General features: G+C 71.0%; 18 protein-coding genes. 6 read left to right on the forward strand and 12 right to left on the reverse strand.

The window, feature by feature from the left end:
* Nucleotides 1–77: 77 nt before the first annotated feature.
* The 6 genes from AB0H84_RS27460 to AB0H84_RS27485 all read right to left on the reverse strand — a co-directional run bounded on the left by AB0H84_RS27460 (nt 78) and on the right by AB0H84_RS27485 (nt 8,130).
* On the reverse strand, nt 78–2,897 hold the full coding sequence (locus tag AB0H84_RS27460; protein ID WP_357609895.1) for a bifunctional FO biosynthesis protein CofGH: 2,820 nt from the start codon (nt 2,895–2,897) through the stop codon (nt 78–80).
* A 49-nt stretch (nt 2,898–2,946) separates the two neighbouring features.
* Entirely contained in the window at nt 2,947–3,843 is an 897-nt protein-coding gene (locus tag AB0H84_RS27465; protein ID WP_357609898.1) for a DNA-3-methyladenine glycosylase 2 family protein, read from the reverse strand.
* A gap of 196 nt (nt 3,844–4,039) precedes the next feature.
* Nucleotides 4,040–5,131, reverse strand: a complete 1,092-nt coding sequence (locus AB0H84_RS27470; protein WP_357609901.1) for an NDP-sugar synthase — start codon at nt 5,129–5,131, stop codon at nt 4,040–4,042.
* A gap of 20 nt (nt 5,132–5,151) precedes the next feature.
* Complete coding sequence (locus tag AB0H84_RS27475; protein ID WP_357609903.1) at nt 5,152–6,267, reverse strand: glycosyltransferase family 1 protein; 1,116 nt, start codon at nt 6,265–6,267, stop codon at nt 5,152–5,154.
* A 94-nt stretch (nt 6,268–6,361) separates the two neighbouring features.
* Entirely contained in the window at nt 6,362–7,285 is a 924-nt protein-coding gene (locus AB0H84_RS27480; RefSeq protein WP_357609907.1) for a lysylphosphatidylglycerol synthase transmembrane domain-containing protein, read from the reverse strand.
* 17 nt (nt 7,286–7,302) lie between these two features.
* Nucleotides 7,303–8,130: a class I SAM-dependent methyltransferase gene (locus tag AB0H84_RS27485; protein WP_357609910.1), complete on the reverse strand. Its 828-nt coding sequence runs from the start codon at nt 8,128–8,130 to the stop codon at nt 7,303–7,305.
* 93 nt (nt 8,131–8,223) lie between these two features.
* Here AB0H84_RS27485 and AB0H84_RS27490 point away from each other — a divergent pair, with 93 nt between their 5' ends.
* Complete coding sequence (locus AB0H84_RS27490) at nt 8,224–9,183, forward strand: lysylphosphatidylglycerol synthase transmembrane domain-containing protein (RefSeq protein WP_357609913.1); 960 nt, start codon at nt 8,224–8,226, stop codon at nt 9,181–9,183.
* Here AB0H84_RS27490 and AB0H84_RS27495 read toward each other — a convergent pair.
* Genes AB0H84_RS27495 through AB0H84_RS27505 form a run of 3 tightly spaced genes read right to left on the reverse strand, consistent with a single transcriptional unit; the run spans nt 9,084 to nt 13,209 of the window.
* Nucleotides 9,084–10,145, reverse strand: a complete 1,062-nt coding sequence (locus AB0H84_RS27495; RefSeq protein ID WP_357609916.1) for a glycosyltransferase family 4 protein — start codon at nt 10,143–10,145, stop codon at nt 9,084–9,086. The two genes, AB0H84_RS27490 and AB0H84_RS27495, sit on opposite strands and share 100 nt — an antisense overlap.
* A 4-nt stretch (nt 10,146–10,149) precedes the next feature.
* Entirely contained in the window at nt 10,150–11,082 is a 933-nt protein-coding gene (locus AB0H84_RS27500; RefSeq protein WP_357609919.1) for a glycosyltransferase family 2 protein, read from the reverse strand.
* A gap of 60 nt (nt 11,083–11,142) precedes the next feature.
* Nucleotides 11,143–13,209, reverse strand: a complete 2,067-nt coding sequence (locus tag AB0H84_RS27505) for a hypothetical protein (protein WP_357609922.1) — start codon at nt 13,207–13,209, stop codon at nt 11,143–11,145.
* Between the two features lie 133 nt (nt 13,210–13,342).
* Here AB0H84_RS27505 and AB0H84_RS27510 point away from each other — a divergent pair, with 133 nt between their 5' ends.
* The 5 genes from AB0H84_RS27510 (at nt 13,343) to AB0H84_RS27530 (ending at nt 20,001) form a co-directional block, all read left to right on the forward strand.
* Nucleotides 13,343–14,872 carry a hypothetical protein gene (locus AB0H84_RS27510; protein ID WP_357609925.1) on the forward strand — a complete coding sequence of 510 codons (1,530 nt, stop codon included), beginning with the start codon at nt 13,343–13,345 and terminating at the stop codon, nt 14,870–14,872.
* 144 nt (nt 14,873–15,016) lie between these two features.
* The gene (locus tag AB0H84_RS27515) at nt 15,017–16,666 is read left to right on the forward strand and encodes an LCP family protein (RefSeq protein ID WP_357609928.1); all 1,650 of its coding nucleotides are present in this window, start codon (nt 15,017–15,019) and stop codon (nt 16,664–16,666) included.
* A 177-nt stretch (nt 16,667–16,843) separates the two neighbouring features.
* Nucleotides 16,844–18,160 carry an acyltransferase family protein gene (locus tag AB0H84_RS27520; protein ID WP_357609931.1) on the forward strand — a complete coding sequence of 439 codons (1,317 nt, stop codon included), beginning with the start codon at nt 16,844–16,846 and terminating at the stop codon, nt 18,158–18,160.
* Nucleotides 18,161–18,216: 56 nt separating this feature from the next.
* Nucleotides 18,217–19,179: a glycosyltransferase gene (locus tag AB0H84_RS27525; RefSeq protein ID WP_357609934.1), complete on the forward strand. Its 963-nt coding sequence runs from the start codon at nt 18,217–18,219 to the stop codon at nt 19,177–19,179.
* 108 nt (nt 19,180–19,287) lie between these two features.
* Nucleotides 19,288–20,001 (forward strand): acetoacetate decarboxylase family protein, encoded by a 714-nt coding sequence (locus AB0H84_RS27530; protein ID WP_357609937.1) that lies wholly within the window; start codon nt 19,288–19,290, stop codon nt 19,999–20,001.
* Nucleotides 20,002–20,016: 15 nt separating this feature from the next.
* On the opposite strand, the gene AB0H84_RS27535 is transcribed toward AB0H84_RS27530, so the two are convergent.
* The 3 genes from AB0H84_RS27535 to AB0H84_RS27545 form a co-directional block, all read right to left on the reverse strand.
* Nucleotides 20,017–20,901: a glycosyltransferase gene (locus AB0H84_RS27535; protein WP_357609940.1), complete on the reverse strand. Its 885-nt coding sequence runs from the start codon at nt 20,899–20,901 to the stop codon at nt 20,017–20,019.
* A gap of 185 nt (nt 20,902–21,086) precedes the next feature.
* Nucleotides 21,087–21,854 (reverse strand): CDP-alcohol phosphatidyltransferase family protein, encoded by a 768-nt coding sequence (locus AB0H84_RS27540; protein ID WP_357609943.1) that lies wholly within the window; start codon nt 21,852–21,854, stop codon nt 21,087–21,089.
* Nucleotides 21,832–22,872 (reverse strand): iron-containing alcohol dehydrogenase family protein, encoded by a 1,041-nt coding sequence (locus AB0H84_RS27545; protein WP_357610163.1) that lies wholly within the window; start codon nt 22,870–22,872, stop codon nt 21,832–21,834. The genes AB0H84_RS27540 and AB0H84_RS27545 overlap by 23 nt, the downstream gene beginning before the upstream one ends.
* Between the last annotated feature and the right edge of the window lie 5 nt (nt 22,873–22,877).

Below are 22,877 nucleotides of genomic sequence, written 5' to 3' on the forward strand. Positions count from 1 at the left end.
GAACCTCTCTCCAGGGGAGTGACGATTCTCGCAGCGCCTCCCACAGCGGGCGCAAGTGTTCCTAGAACATGTTATAGCTACGCCATCGGCAGGACCCTCCTGACGCTCTTGCACACGCCGTCGCTCGCCCGTGAGGCGTCGAGCCGCTCCTGCGTGGGGGTGCCGTACTCGGTGGTGCGCTGCCTGACCGGCCTGCCGGTGACCTCGACCATCTCGCGCAGCTCGCTGATGGTCTTGTACGAGCCGTTCTCCGAGCCCGCCATCCGGCTGATGGTCTCCTCCATGAGGGTGCCGCCGAGGTCGTTCACGCCGCCCTGGAGCACCTGGCGGCACAGGTCGTCACGGAGCTTCACCCAGGAGCACTGGATGTTCTTGATCGCGCCGTGCAGCAGGATCCTGGCCAGCGCGTGCACCGCCCGGTTCTCCTGCGCCGTGGGGCCCGGCCTGGCGATGCCCGCCAGGTAGATGGGGGCGCTGGTGTGCACGAACGGCAGCAGCACGAACTCGGAGAAGCCGCCGGTCTCCTCCTGAATGCGCCTGATCAGCTTGATGTGCCGCACCCAGTGCAGGTGGTTGTCGACGTGCCCGTACATCATGGTGGAGGTCGTCGGGATGCCTACCTTGTGGGCCGTCGTGATGACCTCGACCCACTCCTTGGTGGGCAGCTTCCCCTTGGTCAGCACCCAGCGCACGTCGTCGTCCAGGATCTCCGCCGCCGTCCCGGGGAGCGAGTCGACCCCTGCCTCCTTGGCCGCCTCCAGCCAGGCCCGGATGGACAGGTCCGTACGGCTCGCCCCGTTGATGACCTCCATGGGCGAGAACGCGTGCACGTGCATCCCAGGGGTCCTGGCCTTGATCGCCTTGGCCAGCTCGAAGTACGCGGTGCCGGGGAGGTCGGGGTGGATGCCGCCCTGCATGCAGACCTCGGTCGCGCCCGCCTGCCACGCCTCCTCGGCCCTGTCGGCCACCTGGTCGAGACTCAGGGTGTACGCGTCGGCGTCCGTCCTGCGCTGGGCGAAGGCGCAGAAGCGGCAGCCGGTGTAGCACACGTTGGTGAAGTTGATGTTCCTGTTGACGACGTACGTGACGTCGTCGCCGACGGCCTGCCTTCTGAGCGCGTCGGCGATGGCGGCCAGCTCGTCCAGCGCCCCTCCGTCGGCTTGGAGCAACGCCACCGCCTCGGCGTCGCTCAGACCGGCCGGGTCCGCAGCCGCCCGCCTGAGCGCCTGCCGCACGTCGCTGGGCGTCCCTGAGCCGGGCCCCTGCCGCACGTCACTGGGCGTCCCTGAGCCGGGCGCCTGCCGCACGTCGCTGGGCGTCCCTGAGCCGGGCGCCTGCCGCACGTCACCGGGCGTCCCTGAGCCGGACGCCTGCCGCACGTCACCGGGCGTCCCTGAGCCGGACGCCTGCCGCACGTCACTGGCGCGGCGCTCGACGACACGGTCACTCCCGCCCGGCCGCGTCTCCGGCGCCGGTGCGGCGGGTTGCTCGTCGGTGGAGGTCGGCGCGACGTGTACGGCGGGCGCCGGGTTGAGGCGGTCCCGGAGGGCGTCCCAGTCGCCGTAGACGTGGTCGAAGTCGTCCCGCCGATCGTGGGTGCGGCCCGCCGTGTCGACCTCCACGTGCAGGTCCACCCGCCCCGACGCCGCGAACCCCCCGTCCGGCTCCTGCCACGGCAGCCCCCGCAGCACCGCGTCCTCTCGGGCCAGCCCCGTGGCGGGGTCCGCCAGGGCGGCCACGTGGGCGGTCAGCCGGGGGTCGAGCCACGGCTCCCCGGCCAGCACGTACTCGGGATAGATGGTCAGCCGCTCCCTGAGCCGGAACCCGGCCGAAGCGGTACGGGACTCCAGGAGGGAGATCTGCGGCCAGGGACGCTCGGGGTTCACATGGTCGGGAGTCAGGGGCGACACCCCGCCCCAGTCGTCGATCCCAGCCCGGATCATCAGCTCGTACTCCGAGTCCACCAGGTTCGGCGGGGCCTGGATGCGTACGCGCGGGCCGAGCACGAGACGCGCCACCGCGATGGTGGCCGCGAGCTCCTTCAGGTCGGCGTCCGGCAGCCCCCGCATGGCCGTGTCCGGCTTGGCGCGGAAGTTCTGGACGATGACCTCCTGGATGCCGCCGTACTCGCGCGCCACCCGCCGGATGGCGAAGAGCGACTCGGCCCGGTCCTCGACGGTCTCGCCGATGCCGATCAAGATCCCGGTGGTGAAGGGGACGTTCGTCCGGCCCGCGTCCTCCAGCACGCGCAGGCGCACCGCCGGGTCCTTGTCCGGCGACCCGTAATGGGCCTGCCCCTTCTCCTCAAAAAGCCGCCGCGACGTCGTCTCCAGCATCATCCCCATGGACGGCGCGACGGGTTTGAGCCGCTGCAGGTCCCGCCAGCCCAGCACCCCCGGATTGAGGTGCGGCAGCAGCCCGGTCTCCTCCAGCACCCGGATCGCCATGGCGCGCACATAGGACAGCGTGTCGTCGTAACCATGCGAGTCCAGCCACGTGCGGGCCTGGTGCCAGCGGTCCTCCGGCCGGTCCCCCAGCGTGAACAGCGCCTCCTTGCACCCCATGGCCGCCCCCTGCCGGGCGATCTCCAGCACCTCGTCCGGGCTCAGGAACGGTGCCGGCAACTTGTGCGGCGCGGTGGCAAACGTGCAATACCCACAACGGTCCCGGCAGAGCCGGGTCAACGGGATGAATACTTTCCTGCTGTACGTGATGATCCCTTCCCGGCCGGCCGCCTGCAGCCCGGCATCACGGACGCGGGAGGCGTGTTCGAGCAGGGCGTCGAGGTGCTCGCCCCGGGCGTGCAGGAGGACGGTCGCCTCCGTGACGTCGAGGGCCTTGCCGTCGCGCGCACGCGCGAGCGCCCGGCGGAGCGCGGAATCGCTGACGAGACTCATACGGGCACAGTACGACGAGCTGAGTTCACCGCCCGCACTCAGGGGGGCATCAGAACGATCTGTAGTCCCGCACCGGCATCCGCGGCCCCCGCGCCGGCGGGCGCAGGCCGGAGAGCCAGACCAGCACCGTGGCGCGATGCCGATGCCCCTGGTACGGCTCCAGCAGCCGCAGCATCCCGGGATCGTCGGTCTTCTCCCCCGTCAGCGCGTAGCCGACGAGCTTGGCCAGGTGGAAGTCGCCGACACTCACGGCGTCCGGGTCACCGAGGGCACGCTGGCGCACCTCGGCCGACGTCCACACGCCGATCCCCGGCAGCGCACGCAGCAACCGGTCGAGCTCCTCGGTGGTGGCGGCGGCCTCCAGCTTGTCGGCGTGCCAGGCGGCGTTGGCGATCGTCCTCGCCCGCACGGCCTCGGCGCCCGCGCGGTGCCAGTGCCAGCTGGGGATCTGCCGCCACACCGCGGGCTCGGGCACGACCCGCATCCCTTCGGGCGCGGGCCCCGGGGCTGCCTCGCCGTACCGGTCCAGCAGCCACCGCCAGGCTCGCCACGCCTCCTGCCCGACCACCTTCTGCTCCAGCACGGCCGGTACGAGGGCCTCCATGACCCGGCCGGTACGCCCTATCCGCAAGCCCGGATATTTCCGGACAACATCCGCCAGAACCTCATGCTTGACGATAAATCCGGAAGTGTCGTCGAGCGCGCCCAGCAACGCCGGCAACGTCTCCAACGCCCACTCCGCCCCGGGCCCCCACGCCTGCCCGTGCACGCACCCGGCCTTGACGCTCACCCTGAGCGTGCACGGCCCGTCGGGCGTCCTGGACGTCCGCCAGACGGCCCCGTCCCCGCTCTTGCGCCAGGTGGGATCGCCGCCGCCGCGCCTGTGGGGCAGCAACGCCATCCCCACGTCCAGCGGCCCCTCGGGCACCCATCGACGCTCCCTCACCTTTCCAGTCTCGCGCGCCCGACCCCCTGCTCGGACCCGCGAGCTCCGTTTCCCGCACGACTGACCCGCGCTCCGCCACCCGCCGTACTTCGGCGGGGCGCCGCAGGGGACGGCGGTCTTCGTCGAGCAGTGTGCAGAGCACGGCCGCGCATCGCCGTGAGGCTCAGATGCCCAGTGAGGCGTCGGCCGAGGGCCGTCAGACGTCGCTCGAGTAGCGCATCGCGCGTTCGGGCAGCTCGACCCCCGGCCAGATGCGCACCCCGTTCTGCAGCTCGTTGCCCGGCCCCACGATCGCGCCGTCGCCGATCACCGCGTCGCTCACCACCGTGCCCGCGCAGACCCGCGCCCCCCTGCCGACCACGGAATCCGTCACGCAGGCGCCCGCCTCGATGACGCAGTCGTCGGTCAGCACCGAGCCCACCACCGTGGCCCCCGCCTCGATGACGGCCCGCGCGCCGACCGCGGTGCCGCCCTCCACCTTGGCGTCCGGCGAGACCTGAGCGCCCTCCAGCGCCAGGTACTCGCCCGTCGGCCCGGGCAGCGCGGGCGAGGCCACCCGCCCCAGCACCAGGTCGCGCGAGCCCTGCACGAACGCCGCGGGCGTGCCGACGTCGAGCCAGTACGTGCGGTCCGCGTACCCCAGCACCAGCTCGCCCGAGTCGATCAGCCCCGGGAACGTCTCCCGCTCCACGGACACGACCTCGTCCCGCGGGATCGAGTCGATCACCGACCGGCTGAAGACGTAGCAGCCGGCGTTGATCCGGTTGGTCACCGGGTTGGGGGTCTTCTCCAGGAACGCGGTGACCCGCCCCGTCTCGTCGGTCGGCACGCACCCGAAGCGCGAGGGATCGTCCACTTCTGTCAAATGGAGCGTTACAGCGGCCTGTCGTGCGAGGTGAGTGCGCACCTGCTCGCCGATGTCATGGCCGGAGAGGATGTCGCCGTTGAGGATGAGCACGGGGTCGGACGGCCCGGACGTGAGCGCCTCGGCCGCGTTGCGGATCGCGCCGCCGGTGCCCAGCGGCGTCTCCTCCGTGATGTACTCCAGCGAGAGCCCGAACGCCTCCCCGTCGCCGAAGGCGGGCTCGAACATCGACGCCTTGTACGAGGTCGCGAAGACGATCCGGCGCACGCCGAAGGATCGCGCCCGGGCGAGTTGGTGCGCCAGGAACGGTACGCCGGCCGTCGGCAGCAGCGGCTTCGGCGTGCCCAGTGTCAGCGGACGCAGGCGCGTGCCCTGCCCCCCGACCAGGAGGATCGCCTCGAGGTCTGGCAATGAGCTCTCCATCACTCCGTGAGGTTACCGAACTATTCGATCGCGCGTTGATAGGAACTGAGATGCGCCTCTGCCGAGGCTTCCCAGGTGAACTCGCGTGCTCGTGCCAGCCCCGCCTCCCGCAGTCGCCGCCTGCGGGCCGGGGAGCCCAGCAGATCTCCGAGCGCCGTGGCGATGCTGTCGGCGTCGGGCTCGGTGTAGGCCACCGCCTCCCCGCCGACCTCGGGCAGCGAGCTGCGGTGCGTCGTCAGTACGGGGGCGCCGCAGGCCATGGCCTCCAGCACCGGCAGCCCGAACCCCTCCCCTCGCGACGGGAAGGCGACCACCAGCGCTCCGCCCAGGAATCCCGGCAGGTCGGGCGCGCGCAGGTAGCCGGGCCGGATGACCCGGACCGTGGCCTCGACCTCGCGGCAGGCGGCGTCGACGTCGTCCTCGTGCACGCCGCCGCCGATCACCAGCGCGGGCGGCTCGGCCAGCTGCTTCACGGCGGTGGCGAAGCCGCGGATGAGGTTGGGAACGTTCTTACGGGGGTCGAGCGCGCCCAGGAACGCCACATAGGGCTGGCCGTGCAGCCCTATCCTCGAGGCGGTCCGGCGGATCTCCTCCTCGCTCGGCGGGTGGAACTGCTCCAGATCGACCCCGTGGTACGCGACGTCGATGCGGGTCGGATCGGCGGAGAGCACGCGGACGAGCTCGTCCCTGGTCGCCTTGGACGGCACGATCACCCGCTGGGCGTGGCGTACGGCCGTGCGGGTGGCGGAGCGGAAGAAGGACGCCCGCGGGCTGTGCTGGTCGGGCTCGGTGAACCAGGTGGCGTCGTGGATCGTCACGACGGTCGGCAGGCCCGACCCGAGCGGGATGGAGTAATAGGGCGCGTGGATGACGTCGGCCCCCGTCTGCCGGGCGAGCAGCGGCAGGCCGCTCTGCTCCCAGGCGAGCCTGGCGGCCCGGTTGGAGATCGCGACGGGCCCCGGGATGACCAGGGCCGAGGGCGCGAGGCTCCGGTACCGTTCGGCATCGGAGCGCTGGCAGACCACGACGAGGTCCGCGCCGGCCCGGTGGAGCGCGGCCACGAGCCCGTCCACATATCTGATCAACGCGCCACGGTCCGCGGGGACCGCCGCCGCGTCGACGAGCACTCGAGGCATTACGAAGATCTTCTCCCCTCAAGATCCACGTGGGACTGGTCGTCCCCCTCTAAAGTTCAGCTTATGACCAGCCTCCCCTAAATCGTGGGCCAAATCACACCGAGTCGCGACGCGCCGCGATTCCTGCCAGGCCGGCGCAGATCAGATCCCCTACGACGATGACAATGCGGGACGAAAGCGCCACCGCAATCGCGGCACCGCGGTCCAATTGGGGCGCCAGCACCGCGACCATCGCGAGTTCCCGCACGCCCGCGCCCGCCGGGACGACGAAGGTCAGGATGCCCAGGCACCACGACAGGGCGAAGGCGCCGACCGCGAAGAGCAGGCCGGCCTGGGGGACGACGAAGTAGAGGTGCACGCCGTAGGAGAGCCAGCCGGCCAGCGCCCAGCCGAGCGCGGTGAGCATGCCGCGCCGGGTGAGCGGGCGTTCGAGCGGCTCCCGCTTGAGCCTGCGCAGGGCGTACCCGATCACGGCGTTGATGACCTTGGGCTCGAGCAGGACCAGGAGCAGCGGCATGAAGAGCAGCAGCCAGCCGTACCTGTCCCAGCCGAGCGTGACCAGCGTGACGAGCAGCCCGGTGGCGAGCTGGATGGGCATCATCAGGAAGAAGGCCGCCGCGCTGCGCGAGCGCGGCACGCCGAGGTCGCGGCCCATCTCCATCTGGGCGAGCACCGGCCAGACGGCGCCGGGGATGTACTTCCCGAGCTGGCCCACGAAGAAGACCTTGGCGGCGGGCCTGAGCGGCAGCGGGGAGCCGAGGTCGGCCAGGAGGGTGCGCCAGGTGAGCATGGCCCCGAGCAGCGCGGCGACCACCGCGGCCAGCGACCCCGCCAGCGCGGCCCAGGACAGCCGGGCGAACCCGGCCACCACGTCGTCCCACTGCTTGGCCACGGCGTAGGCGCCGAACCCGAGCGCGACGGCGAGGAAGCCGTACCGGACCAGCCTGCGCACGAGCGACCGCCGCGGCGCCGCCTCTTTCGCCGTCTCCTCCACCGTGTCTTCCACCGTGTCTTCCACCGTGTCTTCCACTGCGGTCACAGCGGGCGGACCCGCTCGGGCGGCTGCGGCAGCGCGGCGCCCGCCGGCCGCCGCGGGGTCTTGGTGGCCACCCACAGGTACGTCGGCACGAGCGGCAGCAGCAGCCGGAGCACCTCGCGAGGGGTGCGGGCCAGCACGGTCTGCGCGATCCGCCCCAGAGCGCCGGGGAAGAGCTCGCCCCCCGCGAACCGGCCGGGCGTGGCCAGCACGGGGAAGGTGTAGTCCCACACGTGGAAGGCTCTCAGCATCTTGCGCAGCCCGCGCCGCGTCCTGAACCGCTCGTAGTAGTGGTCGGCCCGCCCGAACGCCCGCACGTAGCGGTCGGCCAGCGCGGGCGGCAGGTAGGACAGGAACGGCAGCTTGTAGTGGGGCTCCATGATGCCGAGCCGGTTGCCGAGCCCCAGGTAGAGGACCCCGTCGTCGGAGAGCACACGGTGCATCTCGGCCACCACCGCGTCGGGGTCGACCACGTGCTCGTAGATGTGGTTGAACACCAGCACGTCGATCGAGCCGTCGGGGAACGGCAGCGCCGTGCCGTCGCCGCAGACGAACGCCACCCGCTCGCCGAACCGGTCGGCGGCCTTGCGCAGTCCCGGCACGTCGATGTCGATGCCCAGCGTGTGCTCCGCCCCGGCCTGCGCGAGCTCGTCGGCGATGAACCCCGCGGAGCAGCCCACGTCGCCCACGGTCAGCCCGTCGAGCGGCCCCCGGAAGTGCTCGAGCACCGCGATGATCTTCGCGGCCTTCCGCCGCCGCTTGCCCTCGTCGAGCATGGCGGACTGGAACTCCGAGTATTCGAGCTGCGCGACTCGTTGCGTACCCACGAGGACCCACAGTACCGAACGGCCTTCGCGACTTTGGCGCTGATCGGCGCGGTCGTCTGGCTATACCTGGCGGAGCGCGCGTAGCCTGAGCGAATGCTCCGCCGCCTGCTGCGCGTCGTCCTCGCCCTGGTCGCACTCGGTTTTCTGGGTTACGGACTGGCGAAGAACTGGGACGAGACCACCGGCGCCGTCGCCGCGATGTCGCCGTGGGCGGTGCTGGGGGCGTTCGCCGCGGTGCTGCTCGGCCAGTTCTTCATGCTGGTGGCCTGGCGGGAGATCCTGGCGGGGCTCGGCACGCGGGTGCCGCTGCGGATCGCGGGGCGGATCATGTTCGTGGGCCAGCTCGGGAAGTACATCCCCGGCGGGGTCTGGGCGTACGCGGCGATGATGGACCTCGGGCGCGACCACGGCAGCCCGCCCAGGCGCACGTTCGCGACGATCTCGCTGGGGCTGGTGATCAACCTCGGGGTCGCGATCATGATCGCGGCGGCCACGCTGAGCTCCCAAGAGGCGGTCCGCAAGGCCTGGTACCTCGTGCTGCTGGTGCCGGTGATCATCGTCTGCCTGCACCCCAAGGTGCTCACCTGGGGTCTCAACCTGGCGCTGCGCATCGCGCGCAAGGAGCCGCTGGAGAGCGTGCTGCCCGGCCGTACCGTGCTGCTCACGGTCGCGTGGACCGGGCTCGGCTGGCTGGTGTACGGCCTGCACATCTGGCTGATCGCGGGGCGGTGGGACCTCTTCCTCATCTCGACCGGCGCCTACGCGTTCGCCTGGGCGACGGGCATCCTCACCGTCGTGGTCCCGGCCGGGGTCGGGGTCAGGGAGGGCGCGCTGGTGCTCGCGCTCGGTCCCGTCATCGGCGCCCCGGCGGCGCTGGCGGTGGCGATCGTGTCGCGGCTGGCGTTCACGCTGGCCGACGCGACCGCCGCGGGGATCTCGTTCGTGCTCGGCCGTCAGACGCCGAGCAGCGCCCCCGTGTACGCCGACCAGAACGGCTCGGGATCGACCGCCTTGACGCCCGACCGCAACCTCTCCGGCTCCCCCGAGGCGTAGAACCGCTCGATCGCCGCGCGCAGCGCCCCGACGTCGCCCGGCTCGACCAGCAGCCCGTCCACCCCGTCGGTGACGTGGTCGGCGAGCGCGCCGACGCGGGTGGCGATCACCGGCACGCCGTGCTCGTGGCCGAGCCAGACGTTCTGGCTGGCGGTGGCGTTCCGGTAGGGGAGCACGAGCGCGTCCGCCTGGGCGAACAGCTTCGGCACGTCCGCGGCGGCCACGTATCCGGGGCGGAGCTCGACCCGGTCGCCGATGCCCAGCTCGGCGATCAGCGCCCTGGTCTCGTCGAGCCCGCCCCAGAACTCACCGGCGACGGTCAGCGAGATCCCGTCGGGCAGCGCCTTGAGGAGCAGATCCAGCCCCTTGTACGGCCGCACGATGCCGAAGAAGAGCAACCGGCGATGGACCTGGGTGGATTTTTCGGCATTCGTCGAGGGCAGGTGCGGCGGCAGCGCCGCCACGCCGACCGGCTTGCCCGTCAGCCCCCTGGCCAGCCCGGCCTGCTGCTCGGAGTGCGTGAGCACCCCGTCGACCCGCTTGAGCAGCGCCTTCATGAGCGGCTCGTCGTACGGCTTGCGCTCGTGGGGCAGCACATTATGGCAGAGGGCAATGGTCCTGACTTTTCGCCCTATCCCGTACAAAATCCCCAAATATGCGGGGACCTGCACCGGGCTCAGCACGGCCAGCACCACGAGATCCGCCGACCGCAGCCGCCGTCCCGCCGCCACCCACCCGTCGGGCCGCCGCCAGTCGAGCCTGCGCAGGGTGCCCGGGAAGGGCGTGCCCTCGGGCGCCGAGATCGTCTGCTGCCCCGGGTAGAGGAACGACGGATACTGCGCCCGCCACGACTCGATCACCACGTCATGCCCCTGGGCCGCGAGCCGGTGCGCCAGCTCGGTGGTGTGCTGAGCCCCGCCTCCCTTGTACGGGTAGCTCGGGCCGACGATCGCGATCCGCACGCGCCTACTCTCCCCGCGACCGCACGATCAGGTCGGCCAGCAGCGCCACGGCCCCGATCAGCAGCCCGGACAGGAAGATCATCAGGGTGTTGGCCGCGAGATAGAACGGCTTGTGGATCATGTCCCACACCACGCCCTTGACGAACCCGATGCCCACCAGCCACAGCGCGGGCGGCATGAGCACCTTGAGCGGGTTGAAGTACATGATCATCCGCAGCACCTGCAGGATGTAGCGGTACGCGTCGGACACGAAGCTGAACTTCGACTTCCCGGCCCGCTTGGCGTAGTCGATCGGCAGGTAGTAGATGTCGTGCTGGTTGGACAGGAACGACAGCGTGATGGTCGTCACACACGAGAACCCGGGCGGGAGCAGCCGCAGGTAGGGCTTGGCCACCGTCCGGCGGAAGGCCCGCAGCCCGGAGTTGAGGTCGGGGATCTTCTGCCCGGCCAGCATCTCCGCCACCTTGCGGATCACGAACTTGGCCGGCACCCGCAGGAACTTGTGCGAGCCCTCCTCGCTCGTGCGCGCGCCCACGACCTGGTCGATCGCCGGATCCTTCTCCAGGATCTGCACCAGCTCGGGGATCCGCTCGTTGGGGTAGGTCATGTCGGCGTCGGTCCAGACGACGATCTCGCCCCTGGCCTCCTGCGTCCCGATGCGCCGCACCGTGCCCGCGCCGCCGTTGCGGTGGAAGGCGCGGATGCGCAGGTGGGGGTATCGGGGAGCGGCCTCTTTCAGCCTGGCCAGCGTCTCGTCGGTCGAGCAGTCGTCCACGGCCACGAGCTCGTAGGTGTAGCCGCTCGAGTCCATGGCCCTCGTGATGCGCTCGACTTCGTCGATGACGTGATCCTGCTCGTTGTAGCAGGGCAGGACGATGGTGACGTACGGCGCTTCTTCCACGGCAGGTCCACTCTTGGGGGTCTCAAGCGTGCTCACGGGGTTCGAGGTTATCAAGAACCTGCAGTAAGCCTCAGTTTTCGACGTCAAAGGCGATGGTCACGGCAGGGCCATCCAGACGTTGATCCGCAGGAAGAAGGTGCCGTCCGGCGCTTCCACGAGCGAGCGCTCGTCCTGGCGGGTGACCAGGCCCAGCACCTGGGACGGCGGCCCGTACGGCGAGACCTGCTCCTTCTCGGCGGCCAGCACGACGGGGACACGGCCCGCGGCGCGCACGCGCTCGATCAGGTGGCGCACCCGCGCCTCAGGGGCGACGCTGATGTTCTTCTCCCGGGCCACCTCCGCGGCCGGGCGGTCGCACATGCCGCGCATGAGCTGGGTGAACCGGTCGCCGGTGACCCGCTCGACGATCAGCACCGACGCGTTGGGCGGGATCTTCGCGCACATCGCCGCCACGGCCGCCGCCTCCCCCCGCTCGACCGGGGTGAACGCGGTGCCGATCGAGGTGACGGTCGGCGGCACGAGGACGGCCAGCACCGCGAGCGCCATTCCCCAGCGCGGGAGCCGGGGGCCGGACAGCCAGGCGGGGCCGCGCCGTGCCGCGAGGTCGCGTAGCCAGGCCTGGTCGCGCAGCCAGGCCAGCCCGTACGAGGCCAGCAGGATCATTCCCGGGATCACGACGGGGACGAGGCGGCGGGCGGCCCACGGATGGTCGGGGGTGATCTCGGGGCGCAGCAGGGTGGTGACGGTGGTCCAGCCGATGACCGCGAGCGGCGGCAGCCACTCGAACGGCCCGCCGTCCCGCAGGAGCCTCCGTGCCAGCACCGCCGCCGCGAGCGTGGCCAAAACCACCACGGGCAGGCCGACGTACCAGATCACCCAGTGCAGGGAGTTCTCGAAGTAGAGCCGCGTGCCGTCGACGGGCAGCCGGTAGATCTCCTGGGTCTGCCTGATCATCAGCTCCGTGCGCCGGTCCTCCAGCGTGGTGGGGATCCTGGTGACGGTCTGCAGCCACGGGCGGACGTACAGGCCGATCATGAGGAGCACCACCAGCCCGGCACCGGCCGCGGGGGCCCACTTCGGCAGGCGGATCCTGGCCAGCAGCGGGGCGGCGGCCGTGCCGGCCAGGGTGAGCAGGAGGACGGCGGCGCAGATGAACAGCAGCGGCCTGACCGAGCTGGACAGGTACGACAGGTAGGGCCGGGCGAGCACGTAGCCCGCGAGCATCCCGGCGCCGGCGCCCACGACGAGCCCGGCCAGCAGCGGCGGTCCCAGCGCCCCCTGCGGCCTGGCGAAGCGCCGCATCGCGATCAGCAGCCCCGCGAACGCCAGCACCGGCAGCACGTCACGCAGCCCGTCCACCCTGACCAGCACGGCCAGCCCGAACACCAGTCCGGCCAGCAGCCCCCGACCCCAGCCCACCCCGGCGTCCGTCCCGCCCGGCACGTTCACCCGGGCGAGCGCGTCGTGGATCAGCGCCAGCCCGCCGAACAGCAGGATCAACGACGGGATCTCGCTGAACGTGGTCCGCGAGGTGTAGAGGACCGGCAGGCTCACCGCGAAGACGGCCGACGCCAGGACGGCCCAGCGCGCTCCCGCCAGCCGCGCCACCACCCCGCCCACCACGAGCACGGCCAGCGCGCCCAGCACGCCCGGGATCGCGAACGGCGCCCCCAGCCAGTCGCCCACCGCGAACAGCATGGGCGGCCCCGGCATGAACTGCGGCACCACCGCCCCGTTCCGCTCGTAGAACCCCACGCTCTCGAAGATCAGCGCAGGGTCGGCCCCGCCGAACGCCGCGGCCTGCGTCGGGATGGGCAGCGAGCCGTGGCCCGCGATCCAGGCCGCGTACTGCGCGTACGTCGCCGGATCGCGCCGGACGATGACCTGCTCGGCATGCATGACCACGTTGAACACGCCCGACGCCACGGCCACCGCCACGACACCCGCGACCTGCCGCCAGGTGGCCTGGACGACCTTGCCCGGCCGCCGCGTGCCGGCCCAGCACAGCAGGGCGGCGGCGGCCAGCCCGGCCAGCCCGGCCGGCAGCGGCGCGAACCGGCCGAGCAGCAGCAGCGGCAGCCCCGCCAGCAGCCAGCCGGCCACGGCGAGCGCGGGCGCCACCGAGAGCAGGGCGAGGACCCGTCCGGGTCGATCGAGTTCCATCGGTGAGCGAGCGTATCCAACCTGGGCGCCCACTTCGACGAGCACGACAGGCGCGCCGCCGATGGCGCGGGGCTCGCGTAATCGCGGGTAGCGTACAGGTGCCGGAAAGAGAAGCGGGAGGACGGGCGGGGTGATGGCGGAGGCTCGCGCCGATGAGCCCGCGAAGACCGGCCGCGGCAGGCGCCGCGCGCCGCGCGACCCGTCCCGCCGGAGCGACAGGGATCTCCGGGGCAGGCTCGCCATGGTCAAGGATCCGTCCTGGTGGCGGCGGCACCGGTGGTTCCTGGGGATTCTCGCCCTCGGCGCCGTCCTGCGGGCGCTGGCGATGCTCGGCTACCGGCCGGCCCTGTGGTTCCCCGACTCCTACACCTACGTCGTCACCGTCTTCAGGCCGCGCCCCGACCTGGTCAGGCCGGCCGGCTACTCGATGTTCATGAAGCTGCTGGAGCCGTTCCACGGCTTCGGGGTGGTCACGGCCGTACAGCACCTGCTCGGCCTGGCCATCGGCGTGCTGATCTACCGGACGGCGAGGCGGGCGCCCCGGTGGGTGGCGACGCTGGCGACGGTGCCGGTGCTGCTCGACGCGTACCAGATCGAGCTGGAGCACCTGCTCGTCTCCGACACGCTCTTCATGTTCCTGGTCGTGGCGGCGGCGGCGCTGTGCGTGACGGAGCGGCGGGCCACGGTGCCCGCCATGGTGGCCGCCATCGGGCTGCTGCTGGCCGCCGCCACCCTCACCAGGACCATCGGCCAGCCCCTCATCGTGCTGTTCGCCGCGTGGTTCGTGCTGCGCGGGCGGGTGCGGCCGGCCGGGGTGCTGCTCGTGGCCGCGCTGGTGCCGGTCGTCGCGTACGGCGGCTGGTTCTACGCCACGTACCAGCGGGTCGGCCTCGTGGGCTCGAACGGCGTCTTCCTGTACGCCCGGACGATGTCGTTCGCCGACTGCGCCAAGATGGACCCGCCGCCCGACCTGAGGGTCCTGTGCGACCCGCGCCCGCCGGAGCGGCGCCCGCCGTCCCAGGAGTACATCTGGGCGAAGGACTCCCCTCTCGTCGAGCTGCCCGGCATCACGTTCACGAAGGCGACCGACGACCTGGCGGGCAGGTTCGCGACGCTGGCGATCACGAGCCAGCCGCTCGACTACGCCGCCTCGGTGCTGACCGAGCTGGGGCGCACCTTCACCTGGGGCCGCCCGGTCTATCCCGATCCCGAGATCTACGGCTACTACCAGTTCCCGGTGAAGGAGCCAGCGCCACCTGGCCGCTATCCCGCACAGGTCGGCGCCAATTATGCCAAGCTCTACGAACAGGGTCCGATCGGTACAAAAATCGTCGAGCCCTACGCCGGATGGCTGAGGGCCTACCAGAGCGTGGCGCGGCTGCCCGGCCCGGCGCTGCTGGGGGCCCTGCTGGTGCCCCTTGTGGCGGCCGTCACACGCAGGCGTCGGCCCAGGCGCCCCCCGGCCTGGCTGGTGCCCTGGTCGGCGGCCGTCGTGCTGCTGGTCACACCGGCCGCGGCGGCGGAGTTCGACTACCGGTACGTGCTGCCGGCCGTACCCCTGGCCTGTTTGGCGGCGGCCCTGAGCATCAGGCCTGACGTGCTAAGACAGTCCGGAGGCGATAAGGAGTTTGGCGATGATATTCCACCCAATGTCCAGCTCTGAGTATGCTTTGCCGCGGAAACTTCAGGCCCGGGTCACGGTCGTTCCCCACGGTCATGACACCTGGCACGCCGTACGTGACCTCGTCTCGTGGCGCGAGGCGACGAAGCCGCCGCGTCAGGCGCAAGAAGTGAGGCTAGGGGACGTATGACTGACTACAGGAGCGTGCCCGTAGTCGACAACGGGCAGGGCTACAGGGGTGCCCCCACCCAGCCCGGCAGCAGGATGGCACGCAGGGCGGCGGCCTCCGCGCCGCCTCCCCCTCCGCCCGACGACCGGTCGGCGCGCGGCCACCGCGGCGGCGGTGACGGCGGCGGCCAGAACAAGATGCGGATCCTCGCCTGGGTCAGCATCGGCCTCACCACGGTCATGGTGGCCGGCGCGCTGACCGGCTACACGGTCTACCGCGACGCCTTCGGCAACATCAAGAAGAAGAGCGTCAACAGCGACATCATCAACCCGAGGCCGCCGGACACCGGAGCGCTCAACGTCCTGCTGGTGGGCTCCGACACCCGCGCGGGCAAGGGCAACGCGAAATACGGCCAGCAGCTCGCCAGGACGGCCGACGCGGGTGGCAAGCGCACCGACACGATCATCCTCATGCACCTCTCCCCCAACCGGGACAAGGCACGCCTGATCAGCTTCCCGCGTGACTCGATGGTGCAGATCCCCAAGTGCAAGAACGAGACCACCAAGCAGGAGATGGCCCCGCGCCGAGACATGATCAACTCGGCGTACAACTCCGGCGGCATCGCCTGCACGATCTCCACGATCGAGACCCTCACCGGCATCCGCGTCAACCACTTCGTCGAGGTCGACTTCAGCGGCTTCAAGAACATCGTGGACGCGCTCGGCGGCATCGAGATCTGCCTGAAGTCCGGCGTCAACGACAAGAACTCCAAGCTGGTCCTGCCGCCCGGCAAGAGCCTGCTCAACGGCGAGAAGGCCCTGGGGTACGTGCGCCTGCGCCACTACGGCGACGGCAGCGACATCCAGCGCATCAAGCGGCAGCAGATCTTCCTGAGCAAGGTCGTCGCCAAGGCCACCAGCAGCGAGCTGCTGACCGACGTCGGCAAGCTCAGGGCCTTCATCAAGGCCGCGGCCGGATCGGTCACCATGGACCCCGAGCTGGCCAACGACACCGAGCAGCTCATCAACATCGCGATGAGCGCCAAGCAGCTCACCGCGGGAGGCGTCAAGTTCACGACGATCCCGTGGGGGCCCGACCCCGAGGACAAGAACCGCGTGGTCTGGCGGCAGCCCGACGCCAACGAGCTGTTCACCTCGATCAAGACCGACACCGAGGTTGCCACCCCGGCGCCGTCCGCCAGCGCGAGCACCGGCACCAAGCCGAAGGTCACGATCAAGCCCGAGCAGGTGAAGGTCCAGGTGCTCAACGGCACCAAGACCCTGGGCAAGGCGCGCGAGGTCGCCGACCAGCTCGCCAAGGAGGGCTTCAACGTCGTCGGCGTGGGCAACTACGAGGCCGCGGGCGGCCAGAGCCTGGCCAAGAGCGAGATCCACTACGCCAAGACCATCGAGACCGCCCCCGACTACGCGAGCACGCTGGCCGGAGCCGTCGTGCCCAAGCCCGCTCCGGCGGCGGGCAAGGTCACGGCCACCAACCCGCAGCCCTACACCGCCCCGACGCCCGTCACGAGCGCCGCGCCCAAGGGCACTCCGGTGATGCAGCTCGTCGTGGGAGAGGACTTCGAGTCGGTCAAGGTGACCAAGCTGCCCGACAGCGTCAACAACAGCACCATCACCGCGTCCGAGCAGAAGAACACCTGCACCTGACCTCCAAGTTCCCTGTGGAATCGGGCGTTCTCCGTCCGCGCGAGGGACAGGAGCCGCGCGGGCGGGATAGTCTGTTGCGGGTCGGCGACGCAGCGCGACACGGGGCTGAGAGGCATCCGCTGATCGTGCTGACGTCGTGTTCCCCGGCCCCGAGAGCGAAGCTGAGCGACTTCCCCTGTGTCTGACACGAGATTCTCCCCATCGGTCACGACTCCGCGGACTCCCGAGGAGGACGCCGGCGGCCCGGCCCAGACGGGAGCCCGCTGGCCACTGCCGGAGGAGGCGTTCTGGAGCGAGGCCGCCGACCCCCACGGGGTCGCGCCAGGAGAGCTCACCGAGCCCCAGCCCGCAGTGAAGGTCCCGGTGAAGGCTCCCGCGAAGGGCGCGGTCAAGGACGACGCGCGGCCGGCGGTCACGGAGAAGCGTCCGCAGCCGCGGACGACGACGGACGACCGGCCCCAGCAGCAGCCGGAGCCCAAGCTCGAGGCCGAGCCGCCCAGGCGCAAGCGCGACCCGTTCCTCGACAACGTCAAGTTCGTCCTGATCGCGCTGGTGCCGATCGGCCACGCGCTGGTGCCGACGCTCGCGGCCGACTCCAACCGGGCCCTCTACATCTTCATCTACACCTTCCACATGCCGCTGTTCGTGCTCATCAGCGGCTACCTGTCCAGAAACTTCTGGAACTCCAACGCCAAGACCAACAAACTGGTCGACACGTTCCTCATCCCCTACGTGATCGTCGAGGTCGGCTACGCCATCCTCCGCGTCTCGGTGGGCCAGAAGTGGAGCCTGACGATCATCGATCCGGCCTGGCTCAACTGGTACCTGCTGGCGCTGCTGTTCTGGCGGCTGTCCACGCCGGTGTGGAAGCGGATGAAGTTCCCCGTGCCGGTGGCGATCGCGATCTACCTGTTCGCCGGGTTCTCGCAGATCTCCGGCGACTTCAGCATGGACCGCTTCTTCGGCCTGGTCCCGTTCTTCGTGATCGGCCTGGTGATGCAGCCCGAGCACTTCGAGATGCTCAACCGGCGCTGGATCAAGATCCTGGCGGCCCTCACGGTCCTCGGCGCGGCGGCGGTGGCGATCTACATCGCGCCGAAGGCGCCGCTCGACCCGTTCTACTTCAAGGCCAGCTACCAGGACCTCCACCTGTCGTGGTACATGGGGCTCGCGCTGCGCGCCGGCCTGCTGGTGTGCTCGCTGGCCATGTGCTTCGCGGTGCTGGCGCTGGTGCCCAGGGGCGAGACGTGGTTCTCCGACCTCGGCACCCGCACGCTCTACTGCTACCTGCTCCACGGCATCCCCGTCCTGATCGCCAAGGAGATGGGCTGGCTCGACTTCCCGTGGCTGTTCGGGCCGCTCGGCGCGCTGGCGATCGCTTCCAGCTGCTTCGCGCTGGCGATCGTGCTGTGCCTGCCGGAGACCCGTACGCTCTTCAAGTGGGTGCTCGAGCCCCGCCTGACCTGGCTCTATCGTCGCCCCTCACGAAGTTAAGCGACCGTTTCACCCACATTTACGCCTTTGACCTGGTAGGCGCGGAGCATCGACACATGCGCGTATGTGTCGCCACGACCGTCCATCACCCCGAGGACGCCCGGATCATGCACCGGCAGATCAGGGCGCTGCTCGACGAAGGCCACGAGGTCACCTACGTCGCGCCGTTCACGTACTACAACGTGACTCCCGCCATGGGGCTCACCGCGATCGACGTGGCGCGGCACGCCTCGTACGGCAGGGCGCGTACGGCGCTCAGACGCGGCGTGAAGGACGCGGACCTGCTGATCGTCCACGAGCACCGGCTGCTGCGCGTGCTGCCCCACAGGCGCCCTCCGGTGGTCTGGGACGTACGCGAGCAAGTCACCCCCAAGCAGCTCGACAGGGCCGGAAGGCGCCACCAGGTGATCACTCCCGCGGTGGTGCCCGAGGCGACCCTGGTGTCGCCCGGTCCCCCTCCTCCCGGCGGCACCAGGGTCGTGCACATCGGCCGACTCTCGGCCGAGCGCGGCGTCTCGGAGCTGATCGGGCTGGCCGAGCGGCTGATCCCGCACGGCGTCAGGCTCGACCTCATCGGCGCCGCCGCCCGCGAGGTCCGTCCGCTGCTGCGTGACGCGCAGCGGGTGGGGCTGCTCGACTGGTTCGGGTACGTGCCCAACCGGCACGCGCTGCGGATGGCCGAGGGGGCGCTGGCCGGTCTCTCGCTGGCCGACGACACGGTGCGGACGTCGCCCACCAAGATCATGGACTACATGGGGCGCGGGCTGCCGGTGATCACCACGCCCCAGGGCGGCGCGCTGGTCGAGGCCACCGGGTGCGGGCTCGTGGTGCCGCTGGACGTGGACGCGGTGCTGAACGCCGTACTGGACCTGAAGGAGGACCCGGCACGGCGGGCCCGGCTGGGCGCGCTGGGCCACGCGGAGGCGCGCCTGCGCCACCACTGGCCGGACCACGCGGCCGCCTTCGTACGCCGTGCCGAGTCCTGGGCCGGCCTGCCCACCCACGCCCTGGCGGTCTGACCCGTCCGTCGTCACGTGGAGGTGGAGGCGGGCGCCGGCCGCCGCACCACGGAAGGACATCGGGGGCGGCAATGGCGACAGGACCGGCGGGTTGATGTACTGGGAGGCATGGCAACGCATCTCATCCAGGGCCGCACGGTGGCCATGCCGGTGCGGGTGCGGGACGCGGAGGTCTGCAGCGCCTTCTACGCGGTACGCGCCGACGCCGCCAGGGCGGTGATCGCGTACTCCGGGCTCGACGTGGCCGAGATCCTGCCCGGCAAGGCCGTCTGCGTGCTGCTGTTCGTGGACTACCGTGACGGCGACCTCGACCCCTACCACGAGTTCGGCATGGCGTTCCTGGTGCGCCCTCCAGGCGTCTCAGGGACCGGCGGGCTGAGGGATCTGCGGCAGGCCGGGGTGTTCGTGCACTGGCTGCCCGTGGACCAGTCGTTCACGCTGGAGGCCGGGCGGACGCTGTGGGGGTTCCCGAAGGAGCTGGCGGACATCGAGCTGCGGCTCGGCTCGCCGTACAAGCGGTGCGTCCTTCGCAAGGACGGCAGGCTCGTGCTGGACATCCTGATCAAGGCGGGCGTGCCCGCGCCGGGCGCCACGGTCATGGCGCCGCTGGACGCCTACACGCACCGTGACGGGATCACGCGGCGCGTCCCCTGGTCCGTACGTGCCCGGGGCGCCAAGGTGCGCCCCGGCGGCGCGCTGATCCGCCTGGGCAACCACCCCATCGCCAAGGAGCTGAGCGAGCTGGGGCTGCCCAAGCGGGCGATGTTCACCAGCACGATCACCCGGGCCGCGATGTCCTTCGGGGAAGCCGTCGAGGTCTGAGCCGGACCGGCGACGTCAGACGATCGGCGGGCGGCCGAGCTTGACCATGCGCCAGGCGGTGCGCCAGGCCATGGGCCGCCGCTCCCCCGCCGGGGTCCGGAGCCCCTCGAAGAACCCGGCGAACCACGCCTTGAGCGGCTCGCCCGAGGCGCGCTCCCGCACGACGGTGAGCACGACCCAGTTGGTCAGGTAGAGGAACGCCAGCGGCCACGGCAGGTTGCGCCGCGCCAGCCAGACCCGGTTGCGCGCGTTGAGCCGGTAGAACTCGGCGTGCCGCGTCGGCGGGACCTGCGGGTGGTACATCACCGTCTCGGCGTCGTACTCGATGCGGTAGCCCTCGCCCAGCAGCCGCCAGGCCAGGTCGGTCTCCTCATGGGCGTAGAAGAACCGCTCGGGCAGGCCGCCCACCTGGAGGAACGCCGACCGCCTGATGGCCGAGGCGCCGCCGAGGAACGTCGTGACCGCAGAGGAGCGCTGCGGGTCGCCGGCCCGCAGGCGCGGGACGTGGCGCCGCTGGCCGATGCCGCCGTCGGGGTCCATCACGCGGAAGGAGATCACCGCGAGGTCCGGCTCGGTGGCGAAGCGGTCGCGCACGTGCGCGACGACCTTCTGGTTGGCATACCAGCCGTCGTCGTCGAGGAAGAGCACGACGTCTCCCGAGCACTCCTCCACGCCCCGGTTGCGGCCCGCGGGAATGCCGGTGTTCTGGTCGAGCCGGATCGACTTCACGACCGCGGCCGACCCCTCGGGTGGCGTCGCCGACAGCTCGGGCACGTCAGCGCCGTTGCCCACGATCACCACCTCGACGTCACCGTCGATCTGGTTGAGCGCCGACTCGACTGCCCGGTTCAGCTCCGCGACCCGGTTGCCCATGGTGAGGATGACGCACGAGATCTTCAACGAATCACTGTCCTGACGCGTTGAGAACACGAGCGGAGCATTCTTTCATGATCACCGAGTCTGCTGGTCTGCATGTAATGGAAAGGCTGGGGCTAAGCGTATCGGAACCGACAGTGAACCCCCACCGAACGGCGGACGTCCGATCAATACGACGGACGGGGACCTCCTCCGGTTCCGACATGAGATCACGCCAGCCGCTTGGACGCGAGAATGCTTACCAAATGCAGGACGACCTGTAGGCAGGCCGCGACGAAACAGGCGACGACCAGCACCCGCGTCGCCGTCAGGCCGTCGGTGAACGGGTCGATCACCGCGGCCGCCAGCGCGAGCAGGGACAGCTCGATCGGCTGCACGATCCGGTGGAACTTCGTCGCGGACAGCACCCGCCTGCCCAGCCCCAGCAGCCCGGAGCGGAACTGCCCCACGGACGCCTCGGTGGCGGCCTGCAGACCGCCCTTGGCCCGCGCCACCTCCACCAGGTCGGTCTCGGCCTTGATGAGGATCGCGCCGAGCGCGCCGGCCAGGCCCAGCACGGTGTACCAGTCGGGCAGCACGGCCGACGCCCGCCAGCCCAGGCCGACGAGCACCGCCGCCTCGGCGAAGTAGGCGCCGACGCGGTCGAGGTAGACGCCGACGAGCGAGGTCCGCCCCGTCCAGCGGGCCAGCTCGCCGTCGGAGCAGTCGAGCAGCAGGTAGATCTGGATCAGCAGGGCGGCGGCCACGGCGGCCCAGAGCCCCGGCAGGGCGAGCACGACGCCGCCGGCGATCCCGGCCACCGTCATCACCCAGGTGAGCTGGTTGGGGGTGACGGACGTCTTGGTCATCAGCCAGGTGACGTAGATGGACAGCCGGCGCATGTAGAGCACGCCTGCCCAGTGCTCGCCGTTGCGGCGCTCGAGGTGGCCGGCGGGCTGGGCGACCCGCCGCAGCTCAGCTACCGAAGGCCCGGACATAGTCCCCCACCCGATCGTGGATCTCGGAGTCCTGCATGCGCAGGTGCTCCAGGATCGTGTAGCGGCCGGGACGGGTGCTCGGGGCCAGGGCGACGGCCTCGGCGAACTGCTGGACCGTCAGCCCGATGTCGGCGGGCACGACGGGCAGCTCGTGCCTGCGCAGGCAGTCGACGACCTGCGCGACCCGGGCCTCATCCTCCCGCAGGAAATAGCAGAAGGCGGCGCCGATGCCGGCGAGCTCGCCGTGGTTGGAGGTGCCGGGGAAGAGCTGATCCACGGCATGCATGATCTCATGGTCTCCGCCGCTGGCGGGCCGGGACGAGCCCGCGACCACCATCGACATGCCGGACAGGATCAGCGATTCGGCCAGCACGGTCAGGAACGCGTCGGACTCGATGGAGTCCGTACGCCCGATGAGCGCCTCGGCGGCCGTGCGGGCCATCGAGCAGGCCAGCCCGTCGATGGGCTCGCCGCGCTCGGTGTTGCCGAGCTGCCAGTCCTCAATGGCCGACAGGTTGCTCACCACGTCGCCCACGCCCGCCCTGACCAGCGACTCCGGCGCGTTGTGGACGAAGTCGAGGTCGACCAGGATGGCCAGCGGCATCGGCACGCCGAACGACCCCTTGCCGCCCTCGTACACCAAGGAGGCCGTGGGCGAGCAGATGCCGTCGTGGGAGAGGTTGGTGGCCACCGCGACCATCGGGATGCCGGCGAGCGAGGCGGCGTACTTGGTGACGTCGATGGTCTTGCCGCCGCCGACGCCCACCACGACCTCGTAGGCGGCCTTGCGCAGGTCGGCGCCGAGTGTGACGGCCGCGTCGACCGTGCCGTCGGCCACCCTGAACACCTCGGCCTCGCCCAGGGTGGGCGCGATCAGGCTCTCGATGTGGTCGCCCTGCCCGGGGCCGACGGCCACGGCGACCCGGCCCGAGGTCGCCACGCGGCTGTCGGCCAGCAGGGCGCCGAGCTCGGCCACGGCGCCCCGCCTGACCTGCATGGTCAGCGGCGCCGGCAGCATCCTCG

The organism is Nonomuraea sp. NPDC050786 (assembly GCF_040654115.1).
Lineage (GTDB): Bacteria > Actinomycetota > Actinomycetes > Streptosporangiales > Streptosporangiaceae > Nonomuraea.